General features: G+C 50.3%; 3 protein-coding genes. 1 reads left to right on the top strand and 2 read right to left on the bottom strand.

All coding sequences use genetic code 11. The annotated features are described in order from the left end of the window. The first annotated feature begins 170 nt into the window (after positions 1 to 170). The gene (locus FVR03_RS23715; RefSeq protein ID WP_222707308.1) at positions 171 to 1094 is read left to right on the top strand and encodes a YeiH family protein; all 924 of its coding nucleotides are present in this window, start codon (positions 171 to 173) and stop codon (positions 1092 to 1094) included. Between the two features lie 323 nt (positions 1095 to 1417). Here FVR03_RS23715 and rodA read toward each other — a convergent pair whose 3' ends face one another. Both rodA and mrdA read right to left on the bottom strand, forming a co-directional pair. Then, entirely contained in the window at positions 1418 to 2740 is a 1323-nt protein-coding gene (rodA, locus tag FVR03_RS23710; protein WP_147924257.1) for a rod shape-determining protein RodA, read from the bottom strand. A 3-nt stretch (positions 2741 to 2743) separates the two neighbouring features. Continuing rightward, the coding region (gene mrdA, locus FVR03_RS23705; protein ID WP_255474382.1) for a penicillin-binding protein 2 at positions 2744 to 4559 on the bottom strand (1816 nt) is incomplete at its 5' end.

Below are 4559 nucleotides of genomic sequence, written 5' to 3'. Positions count from 1 at the left end.
ACCTCCAAAATAGCCCAGGTTTTCAAACGTTTCTGTATAAATCAGTATAACTTAAAGTAATAGCGCATGACGTAATTTGATTGGCAAAGCAGCTGCAAAAACAAGAGATTTGCAATGTGATGATAGAACGCAGCTCCATAAAACCTCTTGCAACAGCATATCCTGAACCAGTGCGCAAACTCATTTTTGCGGCTGCTCTGTTGTTGTGCCTTAGTCCGCTGGTAAGTGCGCCGGTGGCGCTGGTGCTTGGGTTCTGCTTCACGTGGTTGCTGGGGCACCCGTTTCAGCGGCATAACCAACAGGCAATAAACTGGTTACTAAAGGCGTCGGTGGTGGGGCTGGGGTTTGGCATTAACGCTGCCGGTGCGCTGGCAGCAGGTAAGCAAGGCTTCGAAATTACACTGGTTTCGGTGCTGGTTACACTGCTGGTAGGAGCAGGTATCGGTAAACTGCTGCGCCTGGCCCCGAAGGTGTCGCACCTGATTGCTTCTGGCACTGCTATTTGTGGTGGTAGTGCCATAGCGGCGCTCGCGCCAGTGCTGCGGGTAAGCGAAAAAGAAATGTCGGTATCGCTGGGTACGGTTTTCCTGCTGAATGCGGTGGCACTGCTGGTTTTTCCGGTGCTGGGTCACTACCTGCAGCTAAGCCAGTTTCAGTTTGGCTTGTGGAGCGCTATTGCCATACACGACACCAGTTCGGTAGTAGGAGCCGCCAGTGCCTACGGAGCCGAAGCTTTAGAAGTGGCCACTACCGTAAAACTGGCACGCGCCCTCTGGATTGTGCCTGTGGCAGTAGTATCATCGTTTGCTTTCCGGACCGGGAACCGCCGGGTGCAGTTGCCATGGTTTATCGGGTTGTTTGTACTGGCTATGCTCCTTCACAGCTATCTGCCTGGTGCCGACATGCTGAGTCAGCAGATTACGGCACTTTCCAAAGCAGGTTTAACGGTTACGCTGTTCCTGGTAGGGGCGGGCTTGTCTATAGACAAGGTAAAGGCAGCAGGTTGGCGACCGCTGCTGCTGGGCCTCACACTTTGGGTTTTGGTCGCAGTTGTATCGTTGTGGGGTATTCTGCTTTCAGATGCTAGAAGCTAAATTTTGGATATTAGACTACCTGATTGGTTACAGGTTAAAAGATATGGGTGAAGAGTTTCTATGTGAGGATCAATTATTCTAATGCAATTGGCCTTTCGAAGGCTTTTTTAAATATTTTAGACACTAACTCTTAGATAATAATTGTTGTGAAGCTGGTTATCAGGCTTTTATCTGCTTGGCCAGACGCTCGTAGGTCTGAAAGACGCGGCGAGGTCATGCTGGCTATCTTTCAGCCATTTAACAATTCAGCCATTGAACCATCAACAACCAACAATGAAATTATTCTAATGAAAATGCCCTTCCAAAGGTTTTGAGTCCGAATTCTACCTGACTAGCTCCTGGGTTTTGTTGGCATCGATGGCAATTAAGATGAAGAGCAAAATAGTGAAAGACCATAACGAAGAACCGCCATAGCTAAAGAACGGCAACGGAATACCCACCACTGGCGCCAGGCCAATGGTCATGCCTACGTTTACCAGAAAGTGGAAAAAGATGATAGAGGCCACGCAATAGCCATAGGTGCGGCCAAAAATTGATTTTTGACGTTCAGCAATGGTTACAATCCGGATGAGCAGCAACATGAACAGCGCAATAAGAATGGTGCTGCCGATCCAGCCGTGCTCCTCGCCGATGGTGCAGAAGATAAAGTCGGTGCTCTGCTCCGGCACAAAGTCGAATTTTGTTTGTGTTCCTTCCAGAAAACCTTTGCCCCAGAAGCCTCCGGAGCCGATGGCGATCTTAGATTGTGTTACGTTCCAGCCAAAGCCCAAAGGGTCTGCCTCAGGGTTGATTAGGGCCTTAATGCGGTTCTGCTGGTGAGGCTGCAGAATATCGTTCACGAAATAATCAACACTGAAGATCATGCCCACCACCAGCAGCAGCAAGGCAATCATGGTTTTGAACCGCTTCAGCAGGCGGTAGTCCAGCCAGGTGGCCAGGGCCATTAGCGCCGTAATGCCTATAATGAGGTACAGCTTGGGCACTAGCAGTGTCATGATAAAAATAAAGGCAGCTGCGCCTCCAATAATCAGAATAAGCGGCGACATGCCTTCGCGGAAGTAAGCCAGCACAAAGGCTGCAAACACAAGCGCAGAGCCTGTTTCGTTCTGCAGTACAATAATAGCAGGAGGCACCAGTGTAATAGCAGCCAGCACCATGTGGTCTTTGAGTTGCTGCTGGCGCAGGTTGGCGCTGCTCAGAAACTTAGAAGCCGCCAGTGCAGTAGCAAATTTGGCCAGTTCTGCCGGCTGCAGGCGCACGCCACCACCCAGGTCGAGCCACGACCTGGAACCGGCGATAGGGTTTGCTACTGCCAGCGTAAAGAGCAGCAGCAGAATCACAAAACCATAAATAGGGTAGGCGAGGTGCTCGTAAATTTTGTAATCTACCACCATCAGCATAATAATGAGCAACACCGAGGTGCCCATCCAGAGCAGCTGTTTACCAGAATTTATATCGAAACTGAAGATGTTCACCACATTATCGGGGCTATACACAGCAGCGTAGATGTTCATCCATCCCAGGCCAACAAGCAGCATGTACAGGAGTATGGTAATCCAGTCGATGTTGCTGGTAATACGCCGCGAGGTGCGCTTGCTACTGGGCGTTACTACTTTGTATTTAGATACTATCGGCTCAACACCCATGCCTTAGTTCGATTTAATGTTCATGTACTCGCGGCTCAACACCCATTTCTCCTGCTCCTTAATGGTTACTGTGTCGGTCAGGTATTTCTCGATCATGAGGCCTGCAATAGGGGCGGCAGACTGTCCTCCCCACTTACCATGCTCTACATACACGGCAATGGCTATTTTAGGATTTTCTTTTGGCGCAAAAGCCACAAACACGGCATGGTCGGCACCCTGTGGGTTTTGGGCTGTACCAGTTTTGCCGCACACAGTTATGCCTACCTTCTGCAGGTTGGCTCTGCGGGCCGTGCCTGCCTGTACCACTGCTGTCATGCCCTCTACAATCGGGTCGAAGTGCCTGGCATCTACGGTAGTGTAATGTTTTTTCTGATACTCTGGTAATGGCTCCCCGTCTTCTCCCACAGCCCTGATAATGTGTGGATCTATGTAGTACCCTCTGTTGGCAATGGTGGCCATAAAGTTTGCCATCTGCAGCGGGGTAACTCCCAACTCTCCCTGACCAATGCTTAAGGAGTAAATAGTGGAGAATTTCCAGCGGTTCTGGCCATACACACGGTCATACAGCGCAGGAGAGGCCACAATACCTGTTTTCTCGTTCGGCAAATCAATGCCCAGTTTCTTGCCGAAGCCAAAGCTCAATACCTGTTCCCGCCACTCCGCAAGGCCAATAGACGTGTCGCGGAAGGTGTTTTTTGATTTGCCCTGGTTTATGAGCGCCCGGTAAGCCTGGTAAAAATAAGGGTTGCAGGAATGCTGAATAGCACCGTACAAATCGAGCGGCGAAGGGTGGTTGTGGCAGTTTACCAACGATTTGATGCAGGCATACTGCGTGCGGGGATTAATAACACCTGCTTCGAGTGCAATTAAGGCCTGCGTTAGCTTGAAAATAGATCCTGGCGGGTTACGGTCGGCCATAATCGGGCGATTAAACATGGTTTTGTCTTTATCGCTGAGTAAGGCCATGTAGTTTGTACCGTACTCTTTGCCGGTTAGCAGGTTTGGATCGTAATAAGGAGCCGAGATGTAAGCCAGAATTTCGCCGGTGGCAGGTTCTATGGCTACAATGCTGCCTTTGGCACCGTTCATCAGGTACTCACCATAGGCCTGCAGGTCCAAATCTATGGTGCTGATGAGGTTTTGACCGGCCAATGCAAGGGTATCGTAAGCACCATCTTTAAAGGAGCCCTTCTCTATGCCGCGCACGTTCACCATTTTGTACTTCACGCCGCGTTTGCCCATCAGAAAATTTTCGTACTCCAGCTCAATGCCGCTTTTGCCAATATAGTCGCCGGGGCGGTAGCCTCTGTAGGAGGTGTCGGCCAGCTGGTTCGGACTGATTTCGGCAATATAGCCCAGCGCGTGCGAGAGGCTCTGGTGCGGGTAGCCGCGCATGGTACGGGCATTAATGTAAAAGCCCGGAAAATCGATCAGGTTGTCCTGAATCTGGGCAAAGTCTTCGGTGCCGAGTTTCTGAAAGAAGATAGAAGGTTTTACCCATGAGTAGGCTCTGGCCTTTTTCAGGCGTTCACGGGCATCTTCAAGCGGAATATCGAGCAGTTGGCAGAGGCGCAGCGTGTCTATCTGCTTTACTTCCTTGGGCACCACCATCAGGTCGTACACGGGCGTGTTCTGCACCAGCAACTGCCCGTTCCGGTCGTAGATCAGGCCACGGAAAGGGTATTGGATGATGGTTTTAATGGCGTTTGTCTCAGCGGCTTGTTTGTAGCTGCTGTCTACCACTTGTATGTAAAACAACCTGATGGCGTAGACGATGCCTACTACCAGGAAGATTGTCTGTATAACGTACTTTCTGTTT

Source organism: Pontibacter qinzhouensis (assembly GCF_008017455.1).
Taxonomy (GTDB): domain Bacteria; phylum Bacteroidota; class Bacteroidia; order Cytophagales; family Hymenobacteraceae; genus Pontibacter; species Pontibacter qinzhouensis.
The sequence above is the reverse complement of the archived record's forward strand: the minus strand, read 5'-3'. Positions and strand labels throughout refer to the sequence as shown.

Bases quoted from the DNA above. Each gene is read 5' to 3' on its own strand.
- rodA (WP_147924257.1), bottom strand. From the start codon at position 2,740: ATGGGTGTTGAGCCGATAGTATCTAAATACAAAGTAGTAACGCCCAGT.